Raw genomic sequence first — 14,018 nt, 5'->3', positions numbered from 1 at the left:
GTCATGGCAAGGCGTAGCGACTGGAGGAAGAGGTCGGCCAGCGCGTCCAGGTGGCGGCGGCGGAACCGGGCGATCGAGCGGAAGTCGGGAGCCTGGCCGGCGGCCAGGAACCGGAACGCGACATCGTCGACGCATTTGCGCTCGATCGCCCGCGAGGAGCGGATGCCGGTGATGTAGCCGTAGATCAGCAGCCGCACCATCAGCCGGGGGTGGTAGGGCGGGTAACCCCGCTTCTCGGTGTAATCCGCGAGGATCGGCCCGAGGTCGAGCACCTCGTCGACCAGGTCGGCGACAAACCGGGCCAGGTGGTCTTCCGGCAGCCAGTCATCCAGCGACGGCGGCAGCAGCAACACCTGGTGCGGGTCGAACGCCCGGAACGTCTTGTCCGCCGCCGCCGCACGACGCGGCGGCTTTTTCCCCTCGGCCGGCCCGGCCTCGAACAGCCCCTCCTGATCACGCATACCGGGATCATCCCGTACGAGTGATCACCAGCCCCACGCAGGTGCCGGCTACTGTGACTGAGTACACATTGCGCATCACGGTTGGCCACGCCGCACACCTTGCAGCATTTCCCTCGCGGCGCCGATCCTCGGGTCATGGAGTTCGCCGTCTTCATGACCTTGCCCGGACTGGTCATCCTGCTGACCGTCGTGGCCTTCGCGGATCAGCTGCTTCTCCGTGCTGGGCGGGCCGGCCTGCTGCCGTGGCGGAACAGCGCCCGGCAGGGCCAGATATCGGCGACCGGTTTTGAGCAGCTCCACGCGAGCTTCTCGCCGGGCAAGCAAAACGAACTCAAGGAGCGGCAGTCCGCCCTGGTCATGCGGGACGACGAGGAAGACGGGGCGCCGCCGAACCGGACGACGGTAGACCTCGATGGCGGGGTCGCGGTCGTCCGGATGCCGCAGGCCGACCAGTAGAACGCCGCCCAGTACACGGTGGTGCACGCCCATCCCTCATCCGGGCGGGGCGGCAAGCCAGAGGCCAACTGAAGTACTCGGTGGCCAACCGAGACGCTCAGCCACAGTTACTGACCCACGCTCCTAGCACACGGCGGGGCTGCCGTCCATGACGCGGTAGCCGTGGACACCGCCTCCGCCGAAGCCCGCGGCCTCTCCTGCCGTGCAGCCCGGGAACTGGGCTGCCGACGGCGTCGAGGAGACGGCGGGCTGACGAGCTCGTGGACGGTACGCGGTGCGTCGTCGAGGACTTGGGGGCTCGGTGGTCACCTACGTGGTGCCAGGGTCAGGTAGGTGACCTGTTGGAGGGGCACCAGGGGCGGCGACAGCTTGGAAGGTTGCTCAACTGCTGGCGGCTGCCGAGGTGGCGCGGCCGATTTCGGCGTTGCGCGCCGGATGCCGCGGGTACCCGGGGAGCGTGACGACGGAGGGAAGCCTCCCGTTCCGACCGCGAGGGAGGAAACATGACCCAACGTATTCGCGAGATCATGAGTACGGACCTCGTCACGGTGGAGCCGCTGACATCGGTGGTCGACGTCGCCCAGCTGATGCGCCGTGAAGGCGTCGGCGATGTGCTGGTGGTCGACGAGGGCCACCTGCGCGGACTGGTGACCGACCGGGATCTGGTCATCCGCATCATGGCGGAAGGCGGCAACGCCGATGACCGCACAGTGGTGAACGCATGCAGCGAAGAACTGATCACCGTCACCCCCGATGACGACGTCGACCAGGTCATCGGGCTGATGCGTGACCGGGCCGTGCGCCGGGTGCCGGTGGTCGAAGGCGACCGCCCCGTCGGGATCGTGTCCCTGGGAGACCTGGCCATCGAACGCGATCCCGGCTCCGCTCTCGGGGACATCAGCGCGGCCCGGCCCAATGAGTGAAGCCACACACCGTCCTTCGGGGCCCCTCAGGCCAAGGCGGTGCAGCTCGGCCATATGGTGCCGTATCGGCGGCCGCACGCCCTGACCGGTCTGGTGAGGCACTTCCTTGTCCAGGAACCTGTCACGGCCGGTGCGCTGGCCAGCAGGGGCCGAAGGCGGGGAGGAGAAGACCCTCGAGGGGTTGCCGCAAGCCACTGTGCGGGAGGTCCGGCGGGCCCCCGAGGAAGTACCGGCGTCCGCGGGTACCCTGCCTGATCGGGTACTCGGACGGCGCAGCACCACCAGGTGACGCATACGGCTCTGACCGTAGAGGTGGAGGAGGAACGGCCATGGGCACCGTGAAGGAATCGGTCGAGGTCGATGTTCCGGTACGGACCGCCTACAACCAGTGGACCCGCTTCGAGGAGTTTCCGAAGTTCATGGAGGGCACGCGGCGACGAGTCCGGTGCGTGGTTGGGCGCGGCCGGGTAATTCCGGGCTGAGCGAGTGACTGCGCAGCGGATGACACGCCATGGCCGGCCAAGGTCATGACGCGACGCCGTTCCTGCCGGGGCGGCGCGCGCGTCTCCCCGGGCTGCGGAAGGCGGCCGCGCGGTGCGAGGGCTGCCCGCTGTACCGGGAGGCGACCCAGACGGTGTTCGGCGAAGGCGACACGGACGCACACGTCCTGCTTCTGGGCGAGCAGCCCGGGGACGAGCAGGACCGGCAGGGCAGGCCATTCGTCGGTCCGGCGGGCAAGGTACTGAGGCGAGCCCTCGTCGACGCGGGCATCGATCCGGAACGGGTCTACGTCACCAACGCGGTCAAGCACTTCAAGTTCACGGTCGCCGAAGGCCGTAAGCGTCGTATCCACAAGGCTCCCAGCTTGCGCGAGATGACGGCCTGCCGGCCCTGGCTCGTGGCCGAGCTGCGGGTCGTGTCACCGAAGATCGTCGTAGCGCTCGGCGCGACGGCTGGCAGAGCCCTGCTCGGCCCGGGTTTCCGGGTGACCGAGCAGCGCGGCGCCCTTCTGCCCTGGCCCGGGATCGACGGGAGCGGCGACGGAGACGGACACGGAGACGGCAAGGGTGGCGGTTCCGGTGGGACGGACGAGGGGATCAGCGCGTTGATCGCGACGATCCACCCCTCCGCCGTCCTGCGCGCCACCGACCGTACGGCGGTCTACGACGGCCTCGTCGCCGATCTTCGACTCGTGGCGGACATCCTCGCGGAAGGTGAGGGGCGCGCCCGGAGAGGCGAGGAACGATGAGCTTCCCTCATCCCGCCGACCGGGGAGGCGACGGACGCCGGACGTTCGAACGGTTCGCGGAGGGCGCGTCGAGATTCACCAGCTCCCCGCTGTTCTTCCTGCTCTGCGTGGCGCTGGTCACGTCGATGGTGATGGTCCACGCCGTCGGGCTGGCCACGGAGTGGCAGGTGCTCACCGGGGACTGTATGACGGCATTGACGCTGCTCCGGCTCGCGCTGCTGAGGGACTCGGAGCCAGGGGCGGAGCGCGCGATCCAGCGCAAGCTGGACGCCATCGCCGCCGCCCTGCTCTAAGCGCAGCAGGGCTCCCCGGGCAAGGCGCACGACGACCTCAGAACCGCCATCCGCATGGAGGAGGAGATCTGACCGGAGATTCCGAGCCCCGGGGTGCCGATGTCATCGCTCATCGCCCTGACCACGTCGGAGTATCTCGGGATATACGGGGTGATGCTCCGGGTACCCGGCCTGCCGAGAACCTCCCAGAGAAGGGCGGCTGCCATGAACGGCATGGCGCAGCATGAGACAGGAGGCACCCCCGGGCTCCGGGTGGTGGTCGTCGGGGCGACCGGCAACGTCGGGACGAGTGTGGTGGAGGCTCTGCGCCGTCATCCCGCGGTCGCGTCGGTCCTCGGACTGGCCCGCAGGATTCCGAACTGGAAACCCGACGGGACGCGTTGGGCGGCGGCAGACATCGACCCGGACGGCAGCGACCTCGTCCGCCAATTCACCGGTGCGGACGCCGTCGTCCACCTGGCCTGGAAGTTCCAGCCCACCCATGCCCCTGTGACGACGTGGCGGACCAATGTGCTCGGCAGTATCAGGGTGTGCGAGGCCGTCGCGGAGGCCGAGGTCCCCGCACTCGTCCACGCCTCGTCCGTCGGCGCCTACTCACCCGGCGCCAAGGACCGCCCGGTCGACGAGTCCTGGCCGACGCATGGCTGGCCCCAGGCGGCGTACTGCCGGGAAAAGGCCTACATGGAGAGGTACCTGGACGCGTACGAGCTCGACCACCGGAAGGTGCGGGTCGTGCGCATGCGCCCGGGCTTCCTGTTCAAACGGGAGTCGGCGTCACAGCAGCGCCGGATCTTCGCGGGATCGCTGATTCCCGCGCCTCTGATGCGGCCGCCGTTCGTCCCGGTGGTCCCGGATCTGCCGGGGCTGGTGTTCCAGGCACTGCACACCGACGACGCCGCTGCCGCGTACGCGGAGGCGGTCGTCAGCCGGGTGCGCGGCGCGTTCAACCTCGCCGCCGACCCGCCCCTGGACGCGGCCGAGCTCGCCCGGGTCCTCGCGGTGCGGCCGCTGCGCGTCCCGTTGCCGCCGGTCCGGGCCGCTCTCTCGGCCGCCTGGCGGTTGCGGCTGGTGCCGGCCTCTCCGGACCTGTTCGACGCCGTCCTGCGACTGCCGCTGATGGACTGCTCTCGCGCGCGGGCGGAACTGGGCTGGCGGCCGCGGCACTCGGCCACAGAAGCGGTCCAGGAGTTTCTCGACGGACTGCGTGAACACGCAGGCATGGACACCGCGCCACTCGCCGCATGAACCGCCGCGTGGCGAAGTAGTCCGGGCGCGCCCTTACACACTCCGGGAGGCAGGCATGCCGGAGTTGCCCGACGTCGAGGGCTTTCGCGAGGTACTGAACACCTGTGGCCATGGCCGGCGCGTCCGGCACGTTGATGTGCGCGACCCAGGCGTACTGCGCGGGGTCACCGCGAAACGCCTGCGACGGGCAGTGGCGGGGCGGCGACTCGGTCGGCCGTGGCGAGGTGCTGATCGTCCCGGTCGGCGAAGGCCCGGTCCTCGCCTGGCACTTCGGCATGACAGGCGAGCTGGTGTGCACCCGCGCGGACGATCCGCGGCAGCCCCATGACCGGGTCGTCCTGACCCTCGACGACGAACGGCAGTTGCGCTACCGCGACCAGCGCAAGCCCCAGGGCATAGCCTCGCCCCGAATCCGCGGGCGCTGGAGCGGCTTCTGTCCCGGCTGGGCCCCGACGCCCTGGAGATGACCCGTCCGGACTTCCTGGAGCTGCTTGTCGGGGGGCGGGGAGCGGTCAAGGGTGTGCTGATGGACCAGTCTCTCGTCGCGGGCCCAGGGAACCTCCTCAGCGACGAGATCCTCTGGCGAGCGCGTGTGGCTCCCGGGCGTCCTGCGCGGGGCCTGGGACGCCGAGGCCCGTCATGTGTTCACGGCGATGCGACGTGTGCTCACCACCGCCACCCGCGCCGGACGCGTGCCGCCGCGCCATGGCTGGCTCACGGGCCATCGCGACGATCCCGAGCCGGTGTGCCCGCGCTGCGGCGGACGGCTGCGCTCCCGCCGCCTCTCCGGCCGCCGCACCGTCTGGTGCGAGCACTCCCAGCACTGACGAGGGCACGGCCCTGGCCGCAAGGCTCGTCGCGTACGGTACTGCCGACGCGGGCCTACTCCGGCTTGCAGTGGAAGTCCCCCACGGCCCGAGCGACCGAGTCAGACAGCTGAGCCCGAGATGAACATCGGCAGCACGGCCGGCGAAGGCGACCGTCCCGCGGACGCCTGCAGCGGCGTGTCCACGGCCGTCCACGTGGTCACCAGCCGGGGCCGCAACCGCCTGAGCAGGCGGCCCGCCCCGGCGGCCGGCACAGCCGGGCCTGCACCACCGGTCGATGTACGGCCCGGATCGCCGCCGGGAGGGGGTGCCCCGTCAGCCGAGCTTGCCTCGCCCCGTCATCGCATCGCGCAAACGGTCGACCAGACCGACGCCCGGTGCCAGCAGTTTGTTCGCCGGCGGCTCGCTCGGCGCGGAGGGGTGGGGGCGTGTCGGCGCCATCTTCTTCGCCTGACGAACCTTGTCGCCCAAGCCGTCGAGGGCATCGGCGGAACACGCCGCGCGCAGCCTCGGGAAGAGGTTCTCCTCCTCGTCGGCGATATGCATGCGGATCTCACTCATCAGCGTGCTCATCAGCCGGTCGAACTGCGGATCGTCCGCCTCGCAGCCCTCCAGGTCTTTCATGATCCGCTCGGCCTTGGCATGATCCTCGATTTCCTTGTCGGCCAGCGCGTCCCCACCCGCCACGTACTGGCGCACGGCCGGGTAGAGGTAGGCCTCCTCGGCGACCGAGTGCCGGACCAGCTCCATCGTGGCTTGGTCGGCGTACACCTTGCGGTTCTTGTCACCGGACGGCAGCACCTCGATCTTGCCGAAGATCTCCTCGACCTCCCGGTGATCGGTAACCAGCTCATCGATCACGTTTCCACCGTGTCCCATGTCCTCACCTCCGGTCGTACCACGGCAGTCCGGACGGATCCGCCGAGGACCTCGAGTGCCCGGCATCGGCGGGCTCACACGAATCGCGTCAACAATCCGGCTTTCACGGAGAGCGGGGACCGACCGGGCCGCGCAGACGTCGCCAAGCTCACGCATGTGCCAAACGGTCCGCCGCCACTCAGGACGCACCGCTCCCCTCGTTACCGAAGGATCCGGTGGATCCGGGCTGCCGGTGGGGGCGGGTCCGGTTCTCGACCGGCCTGCTCGGCGCGTTCCCGAGTTCGTGCGGCGTGAGCCGCTTTTCTCCGTCCCTCACCTGTGGCACCTCATTGGGTTCGCGCATCTGCCGCTCCTCACGAACGGGCCCCGACTCAGGCAGCGTGGGCTGCTCCGAACGCCGGGGTGGCGGCAGCTCACGTCGTCGCACCCTGATCCCCAGGCGTACGGCCCCCACCAGTGCGGCCGTGAGGAGCAGACCGCAAACGACGATGGCGACCATCCCCGCCGACGACCCCGCGGCGGCCGTTTGCTCAAGTGGTGTGTTCATCGACCCCGGGTATCCACCTTCCGGCATCGGATGCCCAGGCGGCGCGGTGGACGCGGCACGCACGCGGCCTTGCGCAGCAGGTATCCGCGGCCCCGACTCCTAGAACCCAAGGCGGGCGGGCCGGGGCCATGGCCCCGGCCCGCCCGCCTTGGGTTCTAGGAGTCGGGGCCGCGGATACCTGCTGCGCAAGGCCGCGTGCGTGCCGCGTCCACCGCGCCGCCTGGGCATCCGATGCCGGAAGGTGGATACCCGGGGTCGATGAACACACCACTTGAGCAAACGGCCGCCGCGGGGTCGTCGGCGGGGATGGTCGCCATCGTCGTTTGCGGTCTGCTCCTCACGGCCGCACTGGTGGGGGCCGTACGCCTGGGGATCAGGGTGCGACGACGTGAGCTGCCGCCACCCCGGCGTTCGGAGCAGCCCACGCTGCCTGAGTCGGGGCCCGTTCGTGAGGAGCGGCAGATGCGCGAACCCAATGAGGTGCCACAGGTGAGGGACGGAGAAAAGCGGCTCACGCCGCACGAACTCGGGAACGCGCCGAGCAGGCCGGTCGAGAACCGGACCCGCCCCCACCGGCAGCCCGGATCCACCGGATCCTTCGGTAACGAGGGGAGCGGTGCGTCCTGAGTGGCGGCGGACCGTTTGGCACATGCGTGAGCTTGGCGACGTCTGCGCGGCCCGGTCGGTCCCCGCTCTCCGTGAAAGCCGGATTGTTGACGCGATTCGTGTGAGCCCGCCGATGCCGGGCACTCGAGGTCCTCGGCGGATCCGTCCGGACTGCCGTGGTACGACCGGAGGTGAGGACATGGGACACGGTGGAAACGTGATCGATGAGCTGGTTACCGATCACCGGGAGGTCGAGGAGATCTTCGGCAAGATCGAGGTGCTGCCGTCCGGTGACAAGAACCGCAAGGTGTACGCCGACCAAGCCACGATGGAGCTGGTCCGGCACTCGGTCGCCGAGGAGGCCTACCTCTACCCGGCCGTGCGCCAGTACGTGGCGGGTGGGGACGCGCTGGCCGACAAGGAAATCGAGGATCATGCCAAGGCCGAGCGGATCATGAAAGACCTGGAGGGCTGCGAGGCGGACGATCCGCAGTTCGACCGGCTGATGAGCACGCTGATGAGTGAGATCCGCATGCATATCGCCGACGAGGAGGAGAACCTCTTCCCGAGGCTGCGCGCGGCGTGTTCCGCCGATGCCCTCGACGGCTTGGGCGACAAGGTTCGTCAGGCGAAGAAGATGGCGCCGACACGCCCCCACCCCTCCGCGCCGAGCGAGCCGCCGGCGAACAAACTGCTGGCACCGGGCGTCGGTCTGGTCGACCGTTTGCGCGATGCGATGACGGGGCGAGGCAAGCTCGGCTGACGGGGCACCCCCTCCCGGCGGCGATCCGGGCCGTACATCGACCGGTGGTGCAGGCCCGGCTGTGCCGGCCGCCGGGGCGGGCCGCCTGCTCAGGCGGTTGCGGCCCCGGCTGGTGACCACGTGGACGGCCGTGGACACGCCGCTGCAGGCGTCCGCGGGACGGTCGCCTTCGCCGGCCGTGCTGCCGATGTTCATCTCGGGCTCAGCTGTCTGACTCGGTCGCTCGGGCCGTGGGGGACTTCCACTGCAAGCCGGAGTAGGCCCGCGTCGGCAGTACCGTACGCGACGAGCCTTGCGGCCAGGGCCGTGCCCTCGTCAGTGCTGGGAGTGCTCGCACCAGACGGTGCGGCGGCCGGAGAGGCGGCGGGAGCGCAGCCGTCCGCCGCAGCGCGGGCACACCGGCTCGGGATCGTCGCGATGGCCCGTGAGCCAGCCATGGCGCGGCGGCACGCGTCCGGCGCGGGTGGCGGTGGTGAGCACACGTCGCATCGCCGTGAACACATGACGGGCCTCGGCGTCCCAGGCCCCGCGCAGGACGCCCGGGAGCCACACGCGCTCGCCAGAGGATCTCGTCGCTGAGGAGGTTCCCTGGGCCCGCGACGAGAGACTGGTCCATCAGCACACCCTTGACCGCTCCCCGCCCCCCGACAAGCAGCTCCAGGAAGTCCGGACGGGTCATCTCCAGGGCGTCGGGGCCCAGCCGGGACAGAAGCCGCTCCAGCGCCCGCGGATTCGGGGCGAGGCTATGCCCTGGGGCTTGCGCTGGTCGCGGTAGCGCAACTGCCGTTCGTCGTCGAGGGTCAGGACGACCCGGTCATGGGGCTGCCGCGGATCGTCCGCGCGGGTGCACACCAGCTCGCCTGTCATGCCGAAGTGCCAGGCGAGGACCGGGCCTTCGCCGACCGGGACGATCAGCACCTCGCCACGGCCGACCGAGTCGCCGCCCCGCCACTGCCCGTCGCAGGCGTTTCGCGGTGACCCCGCGCAGTACGCCTGGGTCGCGCACATCAACGTGCCGGACGCGCCGGCCATGGCCACAGGTGTTCAGTACCTCGCGAAAGCCCTCGACGTCGGGCAACTCCGGCATGCCTGCCTCCCGGAGTGTGTAAGGGCGCGCCCGGACTACTTCGCCACGCGGCGGTTCATGCGGCGAGTGGCGCGGTGTCCATGCCTGCGTGTTCACGCAGTCCGTCGAGAAACTCCTGGACCGCTTCTGTGGCCGAGTGCCGCGGCCGCCAGCCCAGTTCCGCCCGCGCGCGAGAGCAGTCCATCAGCGGCAGTCGCAGGACGGCGTCGAACAGGTCCGGAGAGGCCGGCACCAGCCGCAACCGCCAGGCGGCCGAGAGAGCGGCCCGGACCGGCGGCAACGGGACGCGCAGCGGCCGCACCGCGAGGACCCGGGCGAGCTCGGCCGCGTCCAGGGGCGGGTCGGCGGCGAGGTTGAACGCGCCGCGCACCCGGCTGACGACCGCCTCCGCGTACGCGGCAGCGGCGTCGTCGGTGTGCAGTGCCTGGAACACCAGCCCCGGCAGATCCGGGACCACCGGGACGAACGGCGGCCGCATCAGAGGCGCGGGAATCAGCGATCCCGCGAAGATCCGGCGCTGCTGTGACGCCGACTCCCGTTTGAACAGGAAGCCCGGGCGCATGCGCACGACCCGCACCTTCCGGTGGTCGAGCTCGTACGCGTCCAGGTACCTCTCCATGTAGGCCTTTTCCCGGCAGTACGCCGCCTGGGGCCAGCCATGCGTCGGCCAGGACTCGTCGACCGGGCGGTCCTTGGCGCCGGGTGAGTAGGCGCCGACGGACGAGGCGTGGACGAGTGCGGGGACCTCGGCCTCCGCGACGGCCTCGCACACCCTGATACTGCCGAGCACATTGGTCCGCCACGTCGTCACAGGGGCATGGGTGGGCTGGAACTTCCAGGCCAGGTGGACGACGGCGTCCGCACCGGTGAATTGGCGGACGAGGTCGCTGCCGTCCGGGTCGATGTCTGCCGCCGCCCAACGCGTCCCGTCGGGTTTCCAGTTCGGAATCCTGCGGGCCAGTCCGAGGACCGACGCGACCGCGGGATGACGGCGCAGAGCCTCCACCACACTCGTCCCGACGTTGCCGGTCGCCCCGACGACCACCACCCGGAGCCCGGGGGTGCCTCCTGTCTCATGCTGCGCCATGCCGTTCATGGCAGCCGCCCTTCTCTGGGAGGTTCTCGGCAGGCCGGGTACCCGGAGCATCACCCCGTATATCCCGAGATACTCCGACGTGGTCAGGGCGATGAGCGATGACATCGGCACCCCGGGGCTCGGAATCTCCGGTCAGATCTCCTCCTCCATGCGGATGGCGGTTCTGAGGTCGTCGTGCGCCTTGCCCGGGGAGCCCTGCTGCGCTTAGAGCAGGGCGGCGGCGATGGCGTCCAGCTTGCGCTGGATCGCGCGCTCCGCCCCTGGCTCCGAGTCCCTCAGCAGCGCGAGCCGGAGCAGCGTCAATGCCGTCATACAGTCCCCGGTGAGCACCTGCCACTCCGTGGCCAGCCCGACGGCGTGGACCATCACCATCGACGTGACCAGCGCCACGCAGAGCAGGAAGAACAGCGGGGAGCTGGTGAATCTCGACGCGCCCTCCGCGAACCGTTCGAACGTCCGGCGTCCGTCGCCTCCCCGGTCGGCGGGATGAGGGAAGCTCATCGTTCCTCGCCTCTCCGGGCGCGCCCCTCACCTTCCGCGAGGATGTCCGCCACGAGTCGAAGATCGGCGACGAGGCCGTCGTAGACCGCCGTACGGTCGGTGGCGCGCAGGACGGCGGAGGGGTGGATCGTCGCGATCAACGCGCTGATCCCCTCGTCCGTCCCACCGGAACCGCCACCCTTGCCGTCTCCGTGTCCGTCTCCGTCGCCGCTCCCGTCGATCCCGGGCCAGGGCAGAAGGGCGCCGCGCTGCTCGGTCACCCGGAAACCCGGGCCGAGCAGGGCTCTGCCAGCCGTCGCGCCGAGCGCTACGACGATCTTCGGTGACACGACCCGCAGCTCGGCCACGAGCCAGGGCCGGCAGGCCGTCATCTCGCGCAAGCTGGGAGCCTTGTGGATACGACGCTTACGGCCTTCGGCGACCGTGAACTTGAAGTGCTTGACCGCGTTGGTGACGTAGACCCGTTCCGGATCGATGCCCGCGTCGACGAGGGCTCGCCTCAGTACCTTGCCCGCCGGACCGACGAATGGCCTGCCCTGCCGGTCCTGCTCGTCCCCGGGCTGCTCGCCCAGAAGCAGGACGTGTGCGTCCGTGTCGCCTTCGCCGAACACCGTCTGGGTCGCCTCCCGGTACAGCGGGCAGCCCTCGCACCGCGCGGCCGCCTTCCGCAGCCCGGGGAGACGCGCGCGCCGCCCCGGCAGGAACGGCGTCGCGTCATGACCTTGGCCGGCCATGGCGTGTCATCCGCTGCGCAGTCACTCGCTCAGCCCGGAATTACCCGGCCGCGCCCAACCACGCACCGGACTCGTCGCCGCGTGCCCTCCATGAACTTCGGAAACTCCTCGAAGCGGGTCCACTGGTTGTAGGCGGTCCGTACCGGAACATCGACCTCGACCGATTCCTTCACGGTGCCCATGGCCGTTCCTCCTCCACCTCTACGGTCAGAGCCGTATGCGTCACCTGGTGGTGCTGCGCCGTCCGAGTACCCGATCAGGCAGGGTACCCGCGGACGCCGGTACTTCCTCGGGGGCCCGCCGGACCTCCCGCACAGTGGCTTGCGGCAACCCCTCGAGGGTCTTCTCCTCCCCGCCTTCGGCCCCTGCTGGCCAGCGCACCGGCCGTGACAGGTTCCTGGACAAGGAAGTGCCTCACCAGACCGGTCAGGGCGTGCGGCCGCCGATACGGCACCATATGGCCGAGCTGCACCGCCTTGGCCTGAGGGGCCCCGAAGGACGGTGTGTGGCTTCACTCATTGGGCCGGGCCGCGCTGATGTCCCCGAGAGCGGAGCCGGGATCGCGTTCGATGGCCAGGTCTCCCAGGGACACGATCCCGACGGGGCGGTCGCCTTCGACCACCGGCACCCGGCGCACGGCCCGGTCACGCATCAGCCCGATGACCTGGTCGACGTCGTCATCGGGGGTGACGGTGATCAGTTCTTCGCTGCATGCGTTCACCACTGTGCGGTCATCGGCGTTGCCGCCTTCCGCCATGATGCGGATGACCAGATCCCGGTCGGTCACCAGTCCGCGCAGGTGGCCCTCGTCGACCACCAGCACATCGCCGACGCCTTCACGGCGCATCAGCTGGGCGACGTCGACCACCGATGTCAGCGGCTCCACCGTGACGAGGTCCGTACTCATGATCTCGCGAATACGTTGGGTCATGTTTCCTCCCTCGCGGTCGGAACGGGAGGCTTCCCTCCGTCGTCACGCTCCCCGGGTACCCGCGGCATCCGGCGCGCAACGCCGAAATCGGCCGCGCCACCTCGGCAGCCGCCAGCAGTTGAGCAACCTTCCAAGCTGTCGCCGCCCCTGGTGCCCCTCCAACAGGTCACCTACCTGACCCTGGCACCACGTAGGTGACCACCGAGCCCCCAAGTCCTCGACGACGCACCGCGTACCGTCCACGAGCTCGTCAGCCCGCCGTCTCCTCGACGCCGTCGGCAGCCCAGTTCCCGGGCTGCACGGCAGGAGAGGCCGCGGGCTTCGGCGGAGGCGGTGTCCACGGCTACCGCGTCATGGACGGCAGCCCCGCCGTGTGCTAGGAGCGTGGGTCAGTAACTGTGGCTGAGCGTCTCGGTTGGCCACCGAGTACTTCAGTTGGCCTCTGGCTTGCCGCCCCGCCCGGATGAGGGATGGGCGTGCACCACCGTGTACTGGGCGGCGTTCTACTGGTCGGCCTGCGGCATCCGGACGACCGCGACCCCGCCATCGAGGTCTACCGTCGTCCGGTTCGGCGGCGCCCCGTCTTCCTCGTCGTCCCGCATGACCAGGGCGGACTGCCGCTCCTTGAGTTCGTTTTGCTTGCCCGGCGAGAAGCTCGCGTGGAGCTGCTCAAAACCGGTCGCCGATATCTGGCCCTGCCGGGCGCTGTTCCGCCACGGCAGCAGGCCGGCCCGCCCAGCACGGAGAAGCAGCTGATCCGCGAAGGCCACGACGGTCAGCAGGATGACCAGTCCGGGCAAGGTCATGAAGACGGCGAACTCCATGACCCGAGGATCGGCGCCGCGAGGGAAATGCTGCAAGGTGTGCGGCGTGGCCAACCGTGATGCGCAATGTGTACTCAGTCACAGTAGCCGGCACCTGCGTGGGGCTGGTGATCACTCGTACGGGATGATCCCGGTATGCGTGATCAGGAGGGGCTGTTCGAGGCCGGGCCGGCCGAGGGGAAAAAGCCGCCGCGTCGTGCGGCGGCGGCGGACAAGACGTTCCGGGCGTTCGACCCGCACCAGGTGTTGCTGCTGCCGCCGTCGCTGGATGACTGGCTGCCGGAAGACCACCTGGCCCGGTTTGTCGCCGACCTGGTCGACGAGGTGCTCGACCTCGGGCCGATCCTCGCGGATTACACCGAGAAGCGGGGTTACCCGCCCTACCACCCCCGGCTGATGGTGCGGCTGCTGATCTACGGCTACATCACCGGCATCCGCTCCTCGCGGGCGATCGAGCGCAAATGCGTCGACGATGTCGCGTTCCGGTTCCTGGCCGCCGGCCAGGCTCCCGACTTCCGCTCGATCGCCCGGTTCCGCCGCCGCCACCTGGACGCGCTGGCCGACCTCTTCCTCCAGTCGCTACGCCTTGCCATGAC

Annotated in this window: 18 protein-coding genes and 4 pseudogenes; 11 read left to right on the top strand and 11 right to left on the bottom strand. The window is 70.0% G+C overall.

Annotation, left to right across the window (positions count from 1 at the left end; genetic code table 11):
* Positions 1-443, bottom strand: a 443-nt coding sequence (locus tag ACIRU3_RS46180; protein WP_404070238.1) for a transposase, incomplete at its 3' end; no start/stop codon positions are given.
* Between the two features lie 153 nt (positions 444-596).
* Between ACIRU3_RS46180 and ACIRU3_RS46175 the strand changes: the two genes are divergently transcribed.
* The 8 genes and pseudogenes from ACIRU3_RS46175 (at position 597) to ACIRU3_RS46140 (ending at position 5,567) form a co-directional block, all read left to right on the top strand.
* Positions 597-917, top strand: a complete 321-nt coding sequence (locus tag ACIRU3_RS46175) for a DUF6191 domain-containing protein (protein WP_404070221.1) — start codon at positions 597-599, stop codon at positions 915-917.
* A 503-nt stretch (positions 918-1,420) separates the two neighbouring features.
* Positions 1,421-1,840 carry a CBS domain-containing protein gene (locus ACIRU3_RS46170; protein WP_404070223.1) on the top strand — a complete coding sequence of 140 codons (420 nt, stop codon included), beginning with the start codon at positions 1,421-1,423 and terminating at the stop codon, positions 1,838-1,840.
* Positions 1,841-2,169: 329 nt separating this feature from the next.
* Positions 2,170-2,268: pseudogene (locus ACIRU3_RS46165) on the top strand (cyclase); the annotation flags it as partial.
* An 83-nt stretch (positions 2,269-2,351) separates the two neighbouring features.
* Positions 2,352-3,089, top strand: coding sequence for a UdgX family uracil-DNA binding protein (locus tag ACIRU3_RS46160; RefSeq protein WP_404070224.1), 738 nt, complete (start codon positions 2,352-2,354; stop codon positions 3,087-3,089).
* Positions 3,086-3,382, top strand: coding sequence for a hypothetical protein (locus tag ACIRU3_RS46155; RefSeq protein ID WP_404070226.1), 297 nt, complete (start codon positions 3,086-3,088; stop codon positions 3,380-3,382). Before ACIRU3_RS46160 ends, ACIRU3_RS46155 begins: the two co-directional genes overlap by 4 nt.
* A 213-nt stretch (positions 3,383-3,595) precedes the next feature.
* Positions 3,596-4,627, top strand: a complete 1,032-nt coding sequence (locus ACIRU3_RS46150) for an NAD-dependent epimerase/dehydratase family protein (protein ID WP_404070228.1) — start codon at positions 3,596-3,598, stop codon at positions 4,625-4,627.
* 55 nt (positions 4,628-4,682) lie between these two features.
* Positions 4,683-5,094: pseudogene (locus ACIRU3_RS46145) on the top strand (DNA-formamidopyrimidine glycosylase family protein).
* A complete protein-coding gene (locus ACIRU3_RS46140) occupies positions 5,091-5,567 on the top strand; it encodes a hypothetical protein (RefSeq protein WP_404070230.1) in 477 nt (158 codons plus the stop codon). Before ACIRU3_RS46145 ends, ACIRU3_RS46140 begins: the two are co-directional and overlap by 4 nt.
* 202 nt (positions 5,568-5,769) lie before the next feature.
* Here the strand turns inward: ACIRU3_RS46140 and ACIRU3_RS46135 are convergent, their stop codons facing one another.
* Together ACIRU3_RS46135 and ACIRU3_RS46130 are read right to left on the bottom strand one after the other, a co-directional pair.
* Positions 5,770-6,333, bottom strand: a complete 564-nt coding sequence (locus ACIRU3_RS46135; RefSeq protein ID WP_404070232.1) for a hemerythrin domain-containing protein — start codon at positions 6,331-6,333, stop codon at positions 5,770-5,772.
* Positions 6,334-6,511: 178 nt separating this feature from the next.
* A complete protein-coding gene (locus tag ACIRU3_RS46130; RefSeq protein ID WP_404070236.1) occupies positions 6,512-6,880 on the bottom strand; it encodes a DUF6479 family protein in 369 nt (122 codons plus the stop codon).
* Between the two features lie 231 nt (positions 6,881-7,111).
* On the opposite strand from ACIRU3_RS46130, the gene ACIRU3_RS46125 reads away from it, so the two are divergent.
* Both ACIRU3_RS46125 and ACIRU3_RS46120 read left to right on the top strand, forming a co-directional pair.
* Positions 7,112-7,507 (top strand): DUF6479 family protein, encoded by a 396-nt coding sequence (locus tag ACIRU3_RS46125; RefSeq protein ID WP_404070234.1) that lies wholly within the window; start codon positions 7,112-7,114, stop codon positions 7,505-7,507.
* 178 nt (positions 7,508-7,685) lie between these two features.
* On the top strand, positions 7,686-8,249 hold the full coding sequence (locus ACIRU3_RS46120) for a hemerythrin domain-containing protein (RefSeq protein ID WP_404070232.1): 564 nt from the start codon (positions 7,686-7,688) through the stop codon (positions 8,247-8,249).
* A 202-nt stretch (positions 8,250-8,451) separates the two neighbouring features.
* On the opposite strand, the gene ACIRU3_RS46115 is transcribed toward ACIRU3_RS46120, so the two are convergent.
* The 8 genes and pseudogenes from ACIRU3_RS46115 to ACIRU3_RS46080 form a co-directional block, all read right to left on the bottom strand.
* Complete coding sequence (locus ACIRU3_RS46115) at positions 8,452-8,928, bottom strand: hypothetical protein (protein ID WP_404070230.1); 477 nt, start codon at positions 8,926-8,928, stop codon at positions 8,452-8,454.
* Positions 8,925-9,336 (bottom strand): annotated as a pseudogene (locus ACIRU3_RS46110) (DNA-formamidopyrimidine glycosylase family protein). The gene ACIRU3_RS46115 and the pseudogene ACIRU3_RS46110 overlap by 4 nt, the downstream one beginning before the upstream one ends.
* A gap of 55 nt (positions 9,337-9,391) precedes the next feature.
* Positions 9,392-10,423: an NAD-dependent epimerase/dehydratase family protein gene (locus ACIRU3_RS46105; protein ID WP_404070228.1), complete on the bottom strand. Its 1,032-nt coding sequence runs from the start codon at positions 10,421-10,423 to the stop codon at positions 9,392-9,394.
* A 213-nt stretch (positions 10,424-10,636) separates the two neighbouring features.
* On the bottom strand, positions 10,637-10,933 hold the full coding sequence (locus ACIRU3_RS46100) for a hypothetical protein (RefSeq protein WP_404070226.1): 297 nt from the start codon (positions 10,931-10,933) through the stop codon (positions 10,637-10,639).
* Positions 10,930-11,667 (bottom strand): UdgX family uracil-DNA binding protein, encoded by a 738-nt coding sequence (locus tag ACIRU3_RS46095; protein ID WP_404070224.1) that lies wholly within the window; start codon positions 11,665-11,667, stop codon positions 10,930-10,932. Before ACIRU3_RS46095 ends, ACIRU3_RS46100 begins: the two co-directional genes overlap by 4 nt.
* 83 nt (positions 11,668-11,750) lie before the next feature.
* Positions 11,751-11,849: pseudogene (locus ACIRU3_RS46090) on the bottom strand (cyclase); the annotation flags it as partial.
* 329 nt (positions 11,850-12,178) lie between these two features.
* Positions 12,179-12,598 (bottom strand): CBS domain-containing protein, encoded by a 420-nt coding sequence (locus ACIRU3_RS46085; protein ID WP_404070223.1) that lies wholly within the window; start codon positions 12,596-12,598, stop codon positions 12,179-12,181.
* Between the two features lie 503 nt (positions 12,599-13,101).
* Complete coding sequence (locus ACIRU3_RS46080) at positions 13,102-13,422, bottom strand: DUF6191 domain-containing protein (protein WP_404070221.1); 321 nt, start codon at positions 13,420-13,422, stop codon at positions 13,102-13,104.
* Positions 13,423-13,575: 153 nt separating this feature from the next.
* On the opposite strand from ACIRU3_RS46080, the gene ACIRU3_RS46075 reads away from it, so the two are divergent.
* Positions 13,576-14,018 (top strand): transposase (locus ACIRU3_RS46075; RefSeq protein ID WP_404070238.1); only part of this gene is annotated, 443 nt, incomplete at its 3' end.

Source organism: Streptomyces sp. NPDC101151 (genome assembly GCF_044768335.1).
Lineage (GTDB): Bacteria > Actinomycetota > Actinomycetes > Streptomycetales > Streptomycetaceae > Streptomyces.
Note: the sequence above shows the minus strand (reverse complement) of the source record. Positions and strands in the feature narration are given on the sequence as shown.